The sequence below is a fragment of the Herbaspirillum frisingense GSF30 genome (genome assembly GCF_000300975.2).
GTDB classification, from domain to species: Bacteria; Pseudomonadota; Gammaproteobacteria; order Burkholderiales; family Burkholderiaceae_D; genus Herbaspirillum; species Herbaspirillum frisingense.
Map to the genome: position 1 here is coordinate 78,572 of NZ_AEEC02000018.1, position 16,731 is coordinate 95,302.

A 16,731-nucleotide genomic window follows, 5' to 3' on the forward strand; every position below is an offset into this window, starting at 1 on the left:
CGAAAAATCGGAAACCCCGCCCACGGGAGAACGCTTCCGGATGACGACATACGCCACGGGGATCGCACCCTTGCCTGTCCGGCTTGCTTCCCCCGAAGCGCATTATTATTTTTACAGCAACTCCGGGACGCCCCGGAGCCAGAGACGGCAGTTTACCGTCTAAGCCACGCTTGCAGCCATTAACAATCGTAAAGAATTACCCCGCACTTCTTCGGATACACGGGTGAAACAAGTCTGAATGCGGACGTAAAAAAGGACGCGATCATTCGCGTCCTTTCTGTCCTTTGTGCCCTTCACGTCCTCCCCTGCCTCAATGGACGGAAAGGCCGGATCAGGCCGGCTGCAGCGACTTGCCCAGCTTGCGCAGGAACTGCTCGCAGCGCTCCATCTGGGCCAGCGTCACGAACTCGTTGGGCTTGTGGGCATTGCCGATGTCGCCAGGACCGCAGACGATGGTGGGGATACCGATCTGCTGGAACAGCCCGGCTTCGGTGCCATAGGCCACCTTGCGGGTCTCGCGGTCTCCCGTGAGGGCGCGCACCAGTTCGGTGATGGCCGCCTGCTCCACCGCTTCCAGCGCCGGGCTGCCGGCGAAGTTGTCGATCTCGATGCGGGCCTCCGAGAATTCGCTGCGCATCTTCGGCAGCAGCACCTCGGCGACGTACTTGTCGATCTGGGCCTGGATGTCGGCCACGCTCATGCCCGGCAGGTTGCGGAATTCATAGGTGAATTCGCACAGCTCGGGGATGGTGTTGACCGCAATGCCGCCGCGGATCTGGTTGGTGGTCATGGTGCTGAAAGGCACGTCGAAGAACTGGTCGTAGGGGCCATTGGCCTTGTAGCCATCGGCAAAGTCGCGGATGGCGCAGATCAGGCGCGCCGCATGCTCGATGGCATTGCAGCCCTGTGGCGTGAGCGAGGAGTGCGCCGACTTGCCGTGCACCTTGCAGGCGAATACGTTGATGCCCTTGTGCGCTACCACCACGTTCATGCTGGTGGGTTCACCGACCACGCAGCCGTCCACCTTGATACCGCGCTTGACGATCTCTTCCAGCATCACCGGCGCGCCGATGCAGCCGATTTCCTCGTCATAGGAAAAGGCCAGGTGGATCGGCTTGGTACGCGGCATGGCCAGGAATTCCGGCACCAGGGCCAGCGAGGTGGCGATGAAACCCTTCATGTCGCAGGTGCCGCGACCGAACAGGCTGCCATCCTTCTCGGTGATCTTGAAAGGATCGGTATCCCATTTCTGACCATCCACCGGCACCACGTCGGTGTGGCCGGAGAGCACGATGCCGCCTTCGGTGCTGCCGGCATTGGGACCGGCCGTGGCCGGCAGGGTCGCGAACAGGTTGGCCTTGGTCTGCTCCTTGTTGTGCGCCAGCCAGGAGGAGATGCCCTGCTTTTCCAGACTGTCACGCACAGTCGTGATCAGTTCCAGGTTGGAATTGCGGCTGGTGGTATCGAAGGCGACCAGGGTCTCTAGCCATTGGCGGGTATTCATGTTCACTGACTCCATGTTCCATCTGTTCAAAAGCACACCGCCGTCTTTCATGGAGACGGCGGCGGAAAACTGCAAGCTTACCCGGATTGCGTCAGCCCTGCTGCGTCACCGCACGCAGACCCAACTCCGACAGGCGCAGCACGCGCCCGCAGCGACCGGCCAGTTCACCGTCGTGGGTGACGATGACGAAGGCCGTGCCCAGCGTACGCGAGAGTTCGATCATCAGTTCGAAGGTGCGGTCGGCCGTGCTGCGGTCCAGGTTGCCGGTCGGCTCATCGGCCAGCACGCAGGCCGGTCGCGTGACCAGCGCGCGCGCCAGCGCCACGCGCTGACGCTCACCACCCGAGAGCTCGCCCGGCACGTGGGTCACGCGCTGGGCCAGGCCCACCTTCTCCAGCATCTCGCGGGCCTGCTCCTGCGCCTGGGCGCGCTTGACGCGGCGGATCATCAGCGGCATGGCCACGTTGTCCAGCGCCGAGAATTCCGGCAGCAGGTGGTGGAACTGGTAGACAAAGCCCAGCGACTGGTTGCGCAGCGCGCCGCGCTCGCTCTCGCCCAGGCTGGCAAAGTCCTTGCCCTGCAGGCTGACGGTACCGGCGCTGGGGGTATCGAGCCCGCCCAGCAGGTGCAGCAGGGTCGACTTGCCGGAGCCGGAAGCGCCGACGATGGCGACCTGCTCACCGTGGTAGACATCGATATCCACATTGCCCAGCACCTTCACCGAATACTTTCCCTGGGTGAAGGTCTTGCCCAGGCCGCGTGCGGACAGCACGGCCTGGCGGTTCAGGATCGAATCATTCATAGCGCAGCGCCTCCGCCGGTTTGACGCGGGCTGCCGACCAGCTCGGGTACAGCGTGGCCAGGAAAGCCAGTACCACGGCCACGCCGCCGATGATATAGACGTCCGACCAGATGAGGTCGGAGGGCAATTCGGAAATCACATAAATACTCTTGGGCAGGAACTGCACATGGAAGGCGTGCTCGATGGCCGGTACCAGCACATCGATGTTCAGTGCCACCGCCACCCCCAGGGCGATGCCGGCAGCGGTCCCGATCAGGCCCACCAGCGCGCCCTGGATCACGAAGATCTTCATGATGGAACCGGGCGACGCCCCCAGCGTGCGCAGGATGGCGATGTCGGCCTGCTTGTCGGTGACCGTCATCACCAGCGTGGAGACCAGATTGAAAGCCGCCACCGCAATGATCAGGGTGAGGATGATGAACATCATGCGTTTCTCGGTCTTGACGGCGGCGAACCAGTTGCTGTTCTGCTGTGACCAGTCGCGCAGGTAGAGGTCACCGCTGAGGGTGCGCGCCAGCTCCTGGGTCACCTCCGGCGCCTGCAACATGTCGCGGATGCGCAGGCGCACCCCGGTGGGCGCATCCATGCGGAACAGGGTCTCGGCGTCCTGCAGGTGGATGAAGGCCAGCGAGGAATCGAACTCGTAATGGCCAGCCTCGAAGATGCCGGTCACGGTGAACTGCTTCAGGCGCGGCAGCACTCCGGCCGGGGTCACCTGCCCTTGCGGCACGATCACGGTGATCTTGTCGCCCAGCCCGACGCGCATGCCGCGCGCCAGCTCGCTGCCGAGGACAATGTCGAATGCCCCCGGCTTCAGGGAATCGAAGCTGCCCTGCTTGATCTGGCGTGCCACGTCCGAGACCTTGGGCTCTTCTTCCGGCAGCACGCCGCGCACCAGCACGCCGCGCAGGTTGTCGTCGCGCGTCATCATGGCCTGGCCGGACACATAGGGCGCCGCGCCCAGCACTTCCTTGTTCTGGAAGGTCTGCTTGGCCACGCTCTGCCAGTCCTTCATGGACCCGGAGGCGTCGAACACCTCGATATGCGCCAGCACCGAGAGCATGCGGTCACGGACTTCCTTCTGGAAACCGTTCATCACCGACAGCACCACGATCAGCGCGGCCACGCCCAGGCCGATGCCGGCCATGGAAATTAGAGAAATAAAGGAAATGAAACTGTTGCGACCGCTGCGCTTGCCGGCCCGCGTGTAGCGGATGCCGACCAGCCATTCGAACGGCAGGTTTTTAATCAGACTCAAAATTGCTCCGGGAGAGGGCCTGCAAAATGTGCCGGCGAAATCCCGTCGAAACCGGACCCGCCGCACGCCAACACGGGCGAAGACAAAGCGCGAAGTTTGCCACAGAATGGACAGCCGGCCCATCCCTGGCCCCTGTCCTTCACTTGCGCACGTTCCCGCGTGCAGGCTATAGATTCACTTCCACGGCAGAGGTTCGCGGCTTGCTGTGCAAACTGTTTCATCTCCATTGCACGCCGGCTGTTGCATCATGAACTGGTTATATATACAGTACCCACCTGTGCCCGCCCCTCAAAGGCCGCCCTGCACGGTCTCCACCTGAATTGCCCCTCACCCATGCTGCCAGACCTCACCCGGGAAGCGCCCGCGTCCACTGCCCCGCAGACCGCCTCTGCCGACGACCCTGCGCAGGAGCGCGATCCCTTCGCCCGCCTCAATGCCGAACAGCGCGCCGCCGTCGAGCATGGTAGCGGCCTGCCGCCATCGCAGCAGACGCCGCTATTGATCGTGGCCGGCGCCGGCTCGGGCAAGACCAATACCCTGGCGCACCGTGTGGCGCGGCTGGTGCTGGAGGGCGCCGATCCGCAACGCATCCTGCTGCTGACCTTTTCGCGCCGTGCGGCCGGCGACATGGGCCGCCGCGTGGGCCAGGTGATCCGCCAGGTACTGGGCCTGGCCGCTGGCGATGCCCCGCCGCAACTGCCCTGGTCCGGTACCTTCCACGCCATCGGCGCGCGCCTGCTGCGCGACTACGCCAGCGTGATCGGCCTGGAAGACGACTTCACCATCCAGGATCGCGGTGACTCGGAAGACCTGATGGGCCTGCTGCGCCACGAGATGGGCTTGTCTTCGACCGACAAGCGCTTTCCGCTCAAGGCCACCTGCCTGGCGATCTATTCGCGGGCCGTCAACACCCGCCAGGACCTGGCCCAGGTGCTGCAGGTCCATTTCCCCTGGTGCCGCGAGTGGGAGCGGCCACTGGGCGAACTCTTCGCCCGCTACGTGGATGCCAAGGAAGCCCAGCACGTGCTGGATTACGACGATCTGTTGCTGTTCTGGGCCGACATGCTGTCCGACCCGGAAATCGCGCAATCCGTCAGCGCCCGCTTCGACCACGTGCTGGTCGATGAATACCAGGACACCAACCGCCTGCAGGCCGAGATCCTGCAGCGCATGAAGCCAGATGGCGCCGGTGTGACCGCCGTCGGCGACGACGCCCAATCGATCTATTCCTTCCGCGGCGCCACGGTGCGCAACATCCTCGACCTGCCCTCGCTGTTCACCCAGCCGGCGCGGCTGCTGACGCTGGAACAGAACTACCGCTCCACCCAGCCTATCCTGCAGGCGTCCAATGCAGTCATCGCCGATGCCCCGGAACGTCACTTCAAGAACCTGTGGAGTGACAAACCCTCCTCGCAGAAACCGCAGCTGGTGGTCATTCCCGACGAAGCCGAACAGGCACGCTGGGTCGCCAACCGCATCCTGGCGCATCGCGAAGAAGGGCTGACGCTCAAGTCCCAGGCAGTGCTGTTCCGCACCGCCACCCACAGCGCCGCGCTGGAGCTGGAACTGGTCCGCCGCAACATCCCCTTCGTGAAGTTCGGCGGGCTCAAGTTCCTGGAGAGCACCCACATCAAGGACCTGCTCTCGCTGCTGCGGCTGGCCCACAACCCCAGCGGCCGCATGGCCGGCCTGCGTGCCCTGCAACTGATCCCCGGGGTCGGCCCGGCCACCGCCCGCAAGGTGCTGGACCTGATGGCCGGCGCCGCCGACCCGGCCGATGCCCTGCTCAACTTCGGCGCCCCGGCCAATATCGCCCTGCAGTGGCAGGCCTTCGCCGATACCTATGCCCTGATGCGGCGCGCCAGCGCGGCCTGGCCGACCGACATCAACGCCGCCCGCGACTGGTATCTGCCGCAGCTGGAACAGCGCTACGAGGACGCCGACGCCCGCGCCGCCGACATCGAGCAACTGGCCGCGCTGGCCCGGGGCTATGCCTCGCGCGAGAAATTCCTCACCGAGCTGACGCTGGACCCACCCGAATCCAGCAGCGACTTTTCGGCGCCGCCCTATCGCGACGAGGATTACCTGACGCTCTCCACCATCCACTCCGCCAAGGGCCAGGAATGGCGCTCGGTGCATGTGCTGAACGTGGTGGACGGCTGCATCCCCTCCGACCTGGCCACCGGCAGCGAGGCCGAGATCGCCGAAGAGCGCCGCCTGCTGTATGTGGCCATGACCCGGGCCAAGGAATATCTGCACCTGATCGTGCCGCAACGTTTCTACATCACCCAGCAGACGGCCCAGGGCGACCGCCACGTGAACGCCATCCGCAGCCGCTTCATCACCCCGCGCATGCTGCCCCATTTCGAGGACAGCCTGTGGCTGTCGGCCGAGACCAATGGCGCCCGCACACCCATGCCCGAAAGCGTGCGCATGCTGGTGCGCCAGCGCGCCAAACAGGCCTGGAACAAGTCTTGAGCGGTTTTTTAAGGGCCTTAAGTCACATAAGTGAAGCTTTGTGCAGGGGACGCCCAGGCCAAGCGGCCCGCCAGCCGCTAAAATAGCGCCCCATGAATCAACTCGACATCCTCGTTCCCTTCGTCCTGCCCCCCGCCGAGCTGGCCCGCGACCTGCTGCGTCAGAGCAAGGCCCCCTCCCTGGCCATGCTGCTGGGCCGTGGCAAGGCGACACCGCTGCAGTCGCACGACCCGTTTTCGCGGGCGCTGCCGCATGAACACTGGCTGGCCCGCCGCTTCGGCTTGCCGCCGACCCCGCAGGATTCCAGCCCCGCTGCGGCCGCCGCATTGATGCAGGGCCTGGGCCACGCACCGGCCGCCGGTCACTGGTTCGTACTGCACCCGGCGCACATCCACGTGGCCCGCGACCATCTGGTGCTGACCGACATCGGCCAGCTGCAACTGGAAGAGGAAGAATCGCAACGCCTGTTCGCCGCCGCCCTGCCGCTGTTTACCGAGATCGGCCATGAACTGGTGTATGGCGACGCCCGCACCTGGTTCATCCGCGCCGACGCCTGGGCTGGCCTGCGCACCTCTACACCGAGCGCCGCCAGCGGCCGCAATGTCGACATCTGGATGCCGGAAGGCCCGGGTGAACTGGCCTGGCGCAAGCTGCAGAACGAAGTGCAGATGCAGTGGTTCGCCGAGGCACTCAACGAGCAGCGCGAAATGCGTGGCCAGAAGGCCATCAACTCCATCTGGATCTGGGGCGGCGCCGATGCCGGTGCCAGCGCGCAGCATGGCTATGGCGCCCGCTTCGGCCTGCGCGGCTGGATGCGCGCCTTCGGCGATGGCGCGCAGGCCGACCAGGCCCATGCCAATGCGCATGCCGATACCAATGCGAACCAGGTGAACGACATCCTGCGCGGGGACGGACACCGCCTGCTGGTACTGGATGCCCTGGCCGAAGCGGCCCTGGCCGAGGAATGGGGCCTGTGGCTGCAGCACCTGGAACACCTCGACCGCGAATGGCTGGCGCCGCTGCTGGTGGCGCTGCGGGCCGACACGCTGGGGGCCGTGAACCTGGTCCTGACCGGGCCTGACCGCCTGGCCGAGGTTGCCGTCACCCGTGGCGCCTTGCGGCGCTTCTGGCGCAAGCCCTCGCTGGCGCTGCTGGCGGAGCGTTGCGCATGATCCGCGTCGCCACCCGCCCCTATCACCCCGGCCAGGCTGACCAACTCATCGCCGAAGGCGTCCACCCGGTCCTGGCGCGGGTCTACGCGGCACGCGGCCTGTCCACCGCGCGCGAACTGGCCAGCGAACTCAATGCGCTGTTCCCGCCCGCCGGTCTGCTCCATATCGACGCTGCCGCCAGCTACCTGGCCGACGCCATTGCCGCCGGCAAGAAGCTGGTCATCGTGGCCGACTATGACTGCGACGGCGCCACCGCCTGCGCGGTCGGCCTGCGCGGGCTGCGCCTGCTGGGCGCGCAGGTGGACTACATCGTGCCGAACCGCTTCGAATATGGTTACGGGCTCACCCCCGAAATCGTCGAACTGACGGTGCGCGAAAAGAATCCCGACATCATCGTCACCGTCGACAACGGCATCGCCAGCATCGACGGCGTGGCCGAGGCCAAGCGGCGCGGCATCGACGTGGTGGTGACCGATCACCACCTGCCCGGCGATGCCCTGCCGGACGCGCGCGTGATCGTCAATCCGAACCAGCCGCAATGCGGCTTCCCCAGCAAGAACCTGGCTGGCGTGGGCGTGATGTTCTACGTGCTGCTGGCGCTGCGCGCCGAGATGCGCAAGCGTGGGCTCTTCGATGCCCAGACCCAGCCGCGCCTGGACTCCCTGCTGGACCTGGTGGCCCTGGGCACGGTGGCCGACGTGGTCAAGCTGGACGCCAACAACCGCATCCTGGTGGCCCAGGGCTTGAAGCGCATGCGCAGCGGCAAGATGCATCCGGGCATAGCCGCACTGTTTCGTGCGGCTGGGCGCGAAGCCCGCCGCGCCACCCCCTTCGACCTCGGCTTTGCCGTGGGGCCGCGCCTGAATGCGGCAGGTCGCCTGGCCGACATGGCACTGGGCATCGAATGCCTGACCACCGACGACGAAGGCCGGGCCTGGGCGATCGCCCAGCAACTGGACGCCATCAACCGCGAGCGGCGCGACATCGAAGCCGGCATGCAGGACACCGCCCTCTTGCTGCTGGATGACTTCAACCCGGCCGATCGCCGCACCATTGCTGTTTTCGATGCCTCCTGGCACCAGGGCGTGATCGGCATCGTGGCCTCGCGCCTGAAGGACAAGTTCTATCGGCCCACCATCACCTTCGCGCCCGGCGACGAAGGTTTCATCAAGGGCTCGGGCCGGTCGATTGCGGGCTTCCACCTGCGCGACGCGCTGGACCTGGTGTCCAAGCACGCACCTTCGGTGATGACCAAGTTCGGCGGCCACGCCATGGCGGCCGGGCTGACCATCCATGCCGAGGCCTTCGACGCCTTTGCCGAAGCCTTCGAGGCCGTCGGCCGCGACTGGCTCACGCAGAACCAGCTGGAGCGTGTCATCGAGACCGATGGCGTGCTGGAGGATGCCTATTATTCGGTGGAATTCATCAGCCTGATGGACCAGCAGGTCTGGGGCCAGGGATTTGCACCACCGGTCTTCTGCGATCACTTCCGGGTGCTCAACCAGCGCATCCTCAAGGAGAAGCACCTCAAGCTGCAACTGGAGAAAAACGGCCGCAAGTACGACGCCATCTGGTTCGGCCACACCGACGCTCTGCCCGACCACGCCCAGGTGGCGTTCCGGCTGGATGCCAACGAGTACAACGGCAAGACAACCGTGCAACTGATGGTCGAACACGCCGAGCCGGCCTGATCGTCTCGCCCCTGCCCCAATGGGCGGAAAGCCTTGCCCCGCAAGGATTGCAGCAGGGAAACAAGACATCAAGAAGGGGACAAAAAAAAGCCAACATTGTGGCGTTGCAGTGGCACAATGTTGGCTTGGAGCGACTTTCAGCCTGCCAAACGGAAGGGCTAGAGACCGCTCCAGACAATAACAACAAGACCAACCCGATGATGATCAAGCGCATTCACTGCAGCCTGGTGACCCGTCTCACCCTGTTCGGACTCTTGCTGATTCTGGTGAGTGCGGTCTTGCGCTACAACATCCTGATCGGCTTCCTCGAAAAGGAGCAGGCCCAGGTCGCCGCCGACCAGCAAAGCACCATTGCCAGCTACCTGGCGCAGGACATCGGTTATCGCGTGCAGGAACGTGCCAGCTATCTGGAACGCCTGGCCGGCCACTTTCCGACCGCGCTGCTGGGCGACCGCGCCGCCATGCGCAGTTGGCTGCAGGATCACCAGCAACTGCTTCCGCTGTTCGCACAGGGCCTATTCGTGGCCGACGGCAATGGCACCATCGTGGTCGACTACCCGACCCTGGATGGCCGGCGCGCGCTTTCCCTGACCAACTACCCCGATTACGAGCGCGTGCTGCAGGGTGCGACCGTTCTGTGTCCGCCCCTGAACAGCCCTGCCAGCGGCAAACCCATCGTCGCCATGCTCACGCCCCTGCGCGACGCCAGCGGCCGCATCGTGGGCGTGCTGGGCGGTAGCAGCGAACTCAATGCACCGGGCTTCCTGGACCATCTGCAACAGGCACGGCTGGGACCGACCGGCAGTTTCCTGCTGGTGTCGCCGCAGCAGAGGATGATCATCGCCTCCAGCGACGAGGCCCTGGTATTGACCCAGCTGCCATCGGCGGGCCGGGACGAATTGATGGACCAGGCCCTGGCGGGCTACCGGGGCAATGGCGTGGGCATCGCGGCCAATGGTGTCAACGAGATCAAGGCCTTTGCCTCGGTGCCGGGCACGCCCTGGCTGGTGGCGGTGACCATGCCGCTGGCCGCGGCCCTGCCCACGGTAGAGCGCACCCGCGCCCTGATTGCACGCGGTGGCGTGATACAGGGGGTCATGGTCGTGTTGCTGCTGGTGCTGGCTTACCTGTGGTTCTTCCGCCCGCTGCGACGGGCCGCCGCCCTGGCCGACCGCATGACGCGCGGCGAGCTGCCACTGTCGCCGCTGCCGGTCGAACGGCGCGATGAGGTAGGCCACCTGACCATGGCCTTCAACGGCCTGCTCTCGCGGCTCAAGCTGCACCAGGCCGAACTGCAGCATCAGGCCCACCACGATGTGCTCACCGGCCTGCCCAACCGCATGATGCTGGCTGAGCGCATGGAAGCCGCGCTCACCCATGCCTGCCGCGAACGCAACGGCGTGGCCCTGCTGTTCCTGGATCTGGACGGCTTCAAACCGATCAACGACACCCTCGGCCACAAGGCCGGCGACCTGGTGCTGCAGGAGGTCACCCGGCGCCTGCACCAGGTGGCAAGGCACGGCGATACGCTGGCGCGGGTGGGGGGCGATGAATTCGTGCTGCTGATCACCGATCTCGGCGAACCGTATGAACATGGCGCGCAGGTGCTGGCCGAAAAGTGCATCAAGGCAGTCTCCGAACCGCTGCACCTGGCGCAGGGCGAGTACCGGCTCGGCGTATCGGTAGGGATCGCGGTCTGCGACGGCAGTTGCGACGCCGACAGCCTGCTGCAGGCCGCCGACAAGGCCATGTATGCCGCCAAGGGCAATGGGCGCGGCTGCTACGTGATCGCGCCGGCGCGTGCGAGCGGCACCGGCAGCGACCTCAGCGCACCGGGAGGAACTGCAGGAACGACCCGCCCAGCAGGTTCTGCACATAGCTGATGCCGGCCCGGCGGTAACGCTCGGTGCTGAATTCGGCCATCAGGTCCAGGCGTCCGACGATCTTGCCGAACTCCCGCTCGAAACTGAGGTTGCGCACGTCCCCGCCGATTTCGTCGGAAAGCAGCAACGGCGCACCGCTAGCGTTGCGCCGGCTGGCCAGCACCCAGGCGGCGATTTCGACGTTGCGGGCGGCGTTGTAGAGATGCTGGGCATCCAGCCCGTCGACCAGGAAGAACTCGATCTTGTTGCCATGGGCGACGATGATCATGTCAGCGGTGGCATCGATGAAGGCCGCTACCCTATCCCCCTTGAAGTCCGGCGCCAAGGCCAGCGTCATGGCAGCGATGTCGCGCTTGCCCTGCAGTTCCGGCCAGGGCTGGCGCTGTTCGATGGCGTCACGCACCTTCTTTTCGGCCTCTTCCCGGGTGGCCGCGGTCTTCTTCCATTCGGCCGGATTGCGCCGATACAGCTTGGACATCAGCAGATACAGGCTATCCAGATTGGCGCGCATGGCCAGGGTGGCCACGCGATTGCTGTCGGACTGGCCCATCTCGCGCGAGCTGGCCTCGGCCCCCTTGACCTGGCCGTGCGGCGCGGGAGAGCTGGCGCAAGCCGCCAGCAAGGCGGCACAGGGAAGCAGCAGGGGAAGCAGCGTTGTTCTTGTCATCGGCGGGCAGGACGAAACGAGCTGATAGGACCGATCCTAGCAGATTGCGTTCCGTGCCGGCCCGCCGCGACGGCGGACCCCGCCTCAGCTCCTGGCCGAGTACGGCAGACCGGTCAGGTAACCGACAGTGGCGCCGAAGCGGTCCTTGTAGTTGGCCCGCACCAGCGCATCGAGCTTGTCCTTGACCTTGTCGTGCAAGCCCTTCTCCCAGTCACCGGCGTGCTGGAAGTTGCTCATGACATAGGTCCAGCCGTTGATTTCATCGACCGCATGCAGGCCGGTCGATTCGGCCCCTGCCGGGCAGGACAGCACGCGGGTGAGCGCCTTGGTATCGACGTTGTAGGCCCACAGGAAGTTGTTGACGTGCATGCCGCTGTCTTCGCCGATGAAGAGCGTGCGCAGCTTCTCGGAGAACTTGATGTTGTCCGGATTGGCGATGTGTTCCTGATCGGCGAGGTTGCCCAGGGCATCCGGGGTCTTCAGGTCCACGCCCACCAGCGCGGCCGGCGGGGCCATGTCGATGGCCACCCATTCGCTGTCGATCACATTGCCGCCGGCATCGCGCTGGCCGCCGCGCAGGTTCAGCGCATACACGGCGCCGGCCTTGGGGCCTTCGACCTTGATGTGGCCGGAGCCGTTGAGCATCGAGGTCTGGACATAGGACATGGCCGAATAGGCGATCTTGTCGCGGGCATTGACGGTGGTGCCTTCCATCTTGGTGAAGCCCAGGCTGCCACCGGCCAGGGCGGCGTAGCGGTGGGTTTCCAGGAAGGCGGCAGCCTTCTGCATGCCCGGCTTGACGCGCACCCAGTTGAACTTGCCGTTGAAAGGGATCCTGGAGAAGGAGCCATCAGCCGGGTCGGTGGTGCGGATATCCATGATGTCGGAAGCCTTGTAGCGCTCCGCCATGGCCTTGACTTCGGCGCTGGTGGCGCTGCCCAGGCGTACCCAGGACAGCTTGCCGGCACCCGGACCGACACCCGAGACCTGCTCCCAGCGCGCCACATAGAGCGTACCGGAGGACAGGTCGGCGGCGCGATCGGCGATGAACATGAACAGGCCGCCATTGGTGGCATCGTCGCCCATCAGGACGGTGCGCTGGTCCGGCATGACCTGCACCAGTTCGTGCGAGATGCGACCCAGGCAGTAGTGTTTCTTGATGGAACCGGTGCCGTCGGGGTTGACCGTCACTTCCGGCAGGTGGCCGTAGTGGTAGGGATTTGCGCGGTTTTCATCACCGTACAGATTCTTGCTGAAGGCCTTGAATTGCGGGTTGGAGGCAATGGCCGAGGCATCCGGTTCATATTCTTCCGACGACAGGTGCGTGTTCCAGGGCGACAGGCTGGCGCCGCAGGTGATCCACAGGCCATTGACCTGGGAGGTGTCGACGTTGTGGTATTGCACCAGCGACAGCTTGCCCGAGGACGGGTCCTGGTCCAGCGTGAGCACGGCGATGGGCGAAGGCAGCTGGCCATACATGGCAGCCTGCTTCTGGTCGCGGGTGGTGTATTCGAATTGCACCACGGCAAACACCGCATTGCCCTTCACGCCAGGCACCTTGGCGCCCTGCACGGTCAGCAGCGAAGAACCGTCCGGGCAGTCCGAGAAGAACTGGCGCTCACGGCCCGCCACCGAGCGGTCGATGATGGGCTGGTTGTTGATGTCCAGATAACCGCCGGCCAGGATGCTGCCACCACGGCCGTCCGGCACCATGTCGCCGGTCATGAAGAAGGGCTGGTAGGCCAGCTTGTAGCTTTGCTTGCTGCCATCGGCGAAGCTGACTTCCAGGGCCGAACCGACGGTGGTAGAAGCCATGGCGGCCGGATTGTCCAGGGTGGGTGCTGGCATGCCGGTAAAACGCGCCGAGGCGAAGGGCTTGCCGGCACCGGGCGTGGCGCAGGCCGCCAGCAGGGCCGAGGCCGACAGACCACCGGCCAGGGGCAACAGTGGTGCCGAGGCAAAGGCCTTGAGCAGGCTGCGGCGACCGGCTTGCGGCTGGTCGACGCTGGAAGGGAGGGACGTGGCGGCAGGCTGTCTCATCGAAGATTCTCCGGTAGGGGCTGGCAGGTATCGGGCAGCGCCGTGCGCCACCGTCAGGTTTTTGTCAGTAAAACAAGCGCGCCGATGGTAGCGAGCGAAAATGACAGGCGCGTGACGGGGATGAAACTCCCCTGCTCCTCTTGTATAATGTGAGGTTTGATCGCAAAAGAACCCATCATGGAAGCAGAACGCCTCAATTCCCTCCAATCCCTGCTCGACGACCTGGCCACCCGCGCCACCGAGCTACGGAGGTATCTTTGACTTCGATGTGAAGTCGGAGAAACTCGAGCAAGTCAACGCCGAACTGGAAGACCCCAACGTCTGGAACGACCAGAAGCGGGCCCAGGACCTCGGCAAGGAAAAGAAATCGCTGGAAGCGATCGTCCATACCCTCATCAAGATCGACAGTGAACTCACCGATGCCCGCGACCTCTTCGAGATGGCACGCGAGGAAAAGGACGAGGACACCATCGTCGCCATCGAGGCCGACGCCGAGAACCTGAAGAAGCTGGTGGAAGAGATGGAATTCCGCCGCATGTTCAGCGGCCCCATGGACGCCAACAACTGCTTCATCGACATCCAGGCCGGCGCCGGCGGTACCGAAGCCCAGGACTGGGCCTCCATGCTGCTGCGCCAGTATCTGCGCTATTGCGAGCGCAAGGGCTTCAAGGCCGAGATCATGGAACAGTCCGACGGTGAAGTGGCCGGCATCAAGACCGCCACCATCAAGGTCGAGGGCGACTACGCCTATGGCTTCCTGCGTACCGAGACCGGCGTGCACCGCCTGGTGCGCAAGTCGCCGTTCGACTCGTCCAATGGCCGCCATACCTCGTTCTCGAGCCTGTTCGTCTACCCTGAGGTGGATGATTCCTTCGAGATCGAGATCAACCCGGCCGACGTGCGCGTCGATACCTACCGCGCCTCCGGCGCCGGTGGTCAGCACATCAACAAGACCGACTCCGCCGTGCGCCTGACGCACGCTCCGTCGGGCATCGTCGTGCAATGCCAGAACGACCGCAGCCAGCACCGCAACCGGGCCGAAGCCTGGGACATGCTGCGCGCCAAGCTGTTCGAACTGGAACTGCGCAAGCGCATGAGCGAGCAGCAGAAGCTGGAAGACTCCAAGACCGACGTCGGCTGGGGCCACCAGATCCGCTCCTATGTGCTGGACCAGTCCCGCATCAAGGACCTGCGCACCAACTTCGAAACCGGCAACACCAAGGCCGTGCTCGATGGCGACATCGACGACTTCATCGCAGCCTCGCTGAAACAGGGCGTCTGATCCACGCCGGCCGCGCAGTCCTTGCGCGGCCGGTTGCTCACTGAGCTACCGTTCAAACCTCAAGAATTCCAACCATGACCACGCAAAACACCCCCGCCGCCCAGCCGGCAGCCGACGAGAACAGCATCATCGCCGAGCGCCGCGCCAAGCTGGCCGCCATCCGCGAGCAGGGTATCGCCTTCCCCAACGATTTCCGCCCGGCCAACAATGCCGCGGACCTGCACGCGCAATACGACGGCTTCGAGAACGAAGCGCTGGAAGCCGAACCGGTGACCGTCACCGTGGCCGGCCGCATGATGTTGAAGCGGGTCATGGGCAAGGCGGCCTTCGCCACCCTGCAGGATGCCTCTGGCCTGCGCGCCGATGGCCGCATCCAGCTCTACGTGACCCGTGACGTCACCGGCGAAGAAGCCATGTCCGCCTTCAAGCACTACGACCTGGGCGACATCCTGGGTGCCGAAGGCACGCTGTTCAAGACCAAGACCGGTGAACTGTCGGTCAAGGTGACCAAGTTGAAGCTGATCACCAAGTCGCTGCGCCCACTGCCCGACAAGTTCCACGGCCTGGCCGACCAGGAAATGAAGTACCGCCAGCGCTACGTCGACCTGATCATGAGCGAGGAGACCCGCCGTACCTTCAAGGCCCGTACTGCCGCGATGTCGTCGATCCGCCGCTTCATGGAAACCAACGGTTTCATGGAAGTGGAAACTCCGATGCTGCACCCGATCCCGGGCGGCGCCGCAGCCAAGCCCTTCATCACCCACCACAATGCGCTGGACATGCAGATGTTCATGCGCATCGCGCCCGAGCTGTACTTGAAGCGCCTGGTGGTGGGCGGTTTCGAGCGCGTCTTCGAGATCAACCGCAACTTCCGCAACGAAGGCGTCTCGCCGCGTCACAACCCTGAATTCACGATGATGGAGTTCTACGCCGCCTACGTGGATTACCAGTGGCTGATGGGCTTCACCGAACAGGTGATCCGCCAGGCCGCCATCGACGCCCACGGCACCGCCGTGCTGACCTACCAGGGCCGCGAGCTGGACCTGTCCAAGCCCTTTGACCGCCTGACCATCACCGGTGCCATCCTCAAGTACGCACCCAACTACACCGCCGAGCAACTGGCCGACATCGAGTTCCTGCGCACCGAACTGAAGAAGTTCGGCGTCAAGACGGACCAGGCCCCGCTGGCCGGCGCCGGCATCGGCGCGCTGCAACTGGCGCTGTTCGAAGAAACCGCCGAGTCGCAGCTGTGGAACCCGACCTACATCATCGACTACCCGGTCGAAGTCTCGCCGCTGGCGCGCGCATCGGACACGGTGGCCGGCATTACCGAGCGCTTCGAACTGTTCATCACCGGTCGTGAAATTGCGAACGGTTTTTCCGAGTTGAACGATGCCGAAGATCAGGCCGCCCGCTTCCAGGCCCAGGTGGCCGCCAAGGATGCCGGTGACGAAGAAGCCATGTACTACGACGCCGACTACATCCGCGCCCTGGAATACGGCATGCCCCCGGCCGGCGGTTGCGGCATCGGCATCGATCGCCTGATGATGCTGATCACCGATTCGCCCAATATCCGTGACGTGATCCTGTTCCCGCACCTGCGTCGCGAAGACTAATCCCCGAGGATTGAAGCCTGTAGGCTGACAGCCCCGCATTGACGTCCAGGGGACGGCGACATCGCCGTCCCCTTTCCATTTCTGCCTCGCAGGCATCCTGCCCGCCTGCTGCTGCCGCACTCCCCCGGCTTGCTCCCCTCCCCGCGCCCATCTTCCCTTTCCGCTGCGCTCCTGTGTGGCGCGATGGCTGTTGTCATCCCGCAAACCCGCCTCCCGGGCCGTTTTTGCCACATTACAAGTTTTTACAACTGACACAGAATCGGGATTTTTTTTGGCCGATGACCACTCCATAATCCAGTCATCCAATCTTCAACGACAACAGAACAACTAGAGAGGTC

General features: G+C 64.6%; 11 protein-coding genes. 6 read left to right on the forward strand and 5 right to left on the reverse strand.

Annotated elements, in window-relative coordinates:
- Window positions 1–331: 331 nt before the first annotated feature.
- The 3 genes from argE to HFRIS_RS13910 all read right to left on the reverse strand — a co-directional run bounded on the left by argE (window position 332) and on the right by HFRIS_RS13910 (window position 3,564).
- Window positions 332–1,504, reverse strand: coding sequence for an acetylornithine deacetylase (gene argE, locus HFRIS_RS13900; RefSeq protein ID WP_006464015.1), 1,173 nt, complete (start codon window positions 1,502–1,504; stop codon window positions 332–334).
- A gap of 91 nt (window positions 1,505–1,595) precedes the next feature.
- Complete coding sequence (gene lolD / locus HFRIS_RS13905) at window positions 1,596–2,306, reverse strand: lipoprotein-releasing ABC transporter ATP-binding protein LolD (protein WP_006464016.1); 711 nt, start codon at window positions 2,304–2,306, stop codon at window positions 1,596–1,598.
- Complete coding sequence (locus HFRIS_RS13910) at window positions 2,299–3,564, reverse strand: lipoprotein-releasing ABC transporter permease subunit (protein ID WP_006464017.1); 1,266 nt, start codon at window positions 3,562–3,564, stop codon at window positions 2,299–2,301. The genes lolD and HFRIS_RS13910 overlap by 8 nt, the downstream gene beginning before the upstream one ends.
- 333 nt (window positions 3,565–3,897) lie before the next feature.
- Here HFRIS_RS13910 and HFRIS_RS13915 point away from each other — a divergent pair, with 333 nt between their 5' ends.
- The 4 genes from HFRIS_RS13915 to HFRIS_RS13930 all read left to right on the forward strand — a co-directional run bounded on the left by HFRIS_RS13915 (window position 3,898) and on the right by HFRIS_RS13930 (window position 10,788).
- Window positions 3,898–6,042 carry an ATP-dependent helicase gene (locus tag HFRIS_RS13915; RefSeq protein WP_006464018.1) on the forward strand — a complete coding sequence of 715 codons (2,145 nt, stop codon included), beginning with the start codon at window positions 3,898–3,900 and terminating at the stop codon, window positions 6,040–6,042.
- Window positions 6,043–6,134: 92 nt separating this feature from the next.
- Window positions 6,135–7,214 (forward strand): hypothetical protein, encoded by a 1,080-nt coding sequence (locus HFRIS_RS13920; protein WP_006464019.1) that lies wholly within the window; start codon window positions 6,135–6,137, stop codon window positions 7,212–7,214.
- Window positions 7,211–8,905 (forward strand): single-stranded-DNA-specific exonuclease RecJ, encoded by a 1,695-nt coding sequence (gene recJ / locus HFRIS_RS13925; RefSeq protein WP_006464020.1) that lies wholly within the window; start codon window positions 7,211–7,213, stop codon window positions 8,903–8,905. Before HFRIS_RS13920 ends, recJ begins: the two co-directional genes overlap by 4 nt.
- A 197-nt stretch (window positions 8,906–9,102) precedes the next feature.
- The gene (locus HFRIS_RS13930; RefSeq protein ID WP_006464021.1) at window positions 9,103–10,788 is read left to right on the forward strand and encodes a diguanylate cyclase domain-containing protein; all 1,686 of its coding nucleotides are present in this window, start codon (window positions 9,103–9,105) and stop codon (window positions 10,786–10,788) included.
- On the opposite strand, the gene HFRIS_RS13935 is transcribed toward HFRIS_RS13930, so the two are convergent.
- Entirely contained in the window at window positions 10,730–11,455 is a 726-nt protein-coding gene (locus tag HFRIS_RS13935) for a hypothetical protein (protein ID WP_039875745.1), read from the reverse strand. The genes HFRIS_RS13930 and HFRIS_RS13935 overlap by 59 nt on opposite strands.
- An 84-nt stretch (window positions 11,456–11,539) precedes the next feature.
- Window positions 11,540–13,495: a PhoX family protein gene (locus tag HFRIS_RS13940; RefSeq protein ID WP_006464023.1), complete on the reverse strand. Its 1,956-nt coding sequence runs from the start codon at window positions 13,493–13,495 to the stop codon at window positions 11,540–11,542.
- A gap of 177 nt (window positions 13,496–13,672) precedes the next feature.
- Between HFRIS_RS13940 and prfB the strand changes: the two genes are divergently transcribed.
- A protein-coding gene (prfB, locus tag HFRIS_RS13950; protein ID WP_139347154.1) for a peptide chain release factor 2 occupies window positions 13,673–14,777 on the forward strand; the annotation gives its coding sequence in 2 pieces (ribosomal slippage) (window positions 13,673–13,753 and window positions 13,755–14,777; 1,104 coding nt in all).
- Window positions 14,778–14,851: 74 nt separating this feature from the next.
- Window positions 14,852–16,393 carry a lysine--tRNA ligase gene (lysS, locus tag HFRIS_RS13955; protein WP_006464026.1) on the forward strand — a complete coding sequence of 514 codons (1,542 nt, stop codon included), beginning with the start codon at window positions 14,852–14,854 and terminating at the stop codon, window positions 16,391–16,393.
- Window positions 16,394–16,731: the final 338 nt, after the last annotated feature.